This is a genomic window from Neisseria sp. P0008.S010, assembly GCF_051962715.1.
Lineage (GTDB): Bacteria > Pseudomonadota > Gammaproteobacteria > Burkholderiales > Neisseriaceae > Neisseria > Neisseria elongata.
On sequence record NZ_JBQCVA010000315.1, the window covers coordinates 1 to 265 of the forward strand.

A 265-nucleotide genomic window follows, 5' to 3' on the forward strand; every position below is an offset into this window, starting at 1 on the left:
CGGTATCACTGGGCGTAAAGAGTTCGTAGGCGGTTTATTAAGCTAGATGTGAAATCCCCGGGCTTAACTCGGGAACTGCATTTAGAACTGGTAAGCTAGAGAGTGTTAGAGGTTGGTAGAATTCCTAGTGTAGGGGTGAAATCCGTAGATATTAGGAGGAATACCGATGGCGAAGGCAGCCAACTGGGACATTTCTGACGCTGAGGAACGAAAGCGTGGGTAGCAAACAGGATTAGATACCCGTGTAGTCCTGTCTCTTATACAC

At 47.5% G+C, this 265-nt stretch carries 1 rRNA gene; it reads left to right on the forward strand.

From position 1 onward, the window contains the following. A 16S ribosomal RNA gene (locus tag ACTHSL_RS13750) occupies positions 1-265 on the forward strand; the annotation flags it as partial.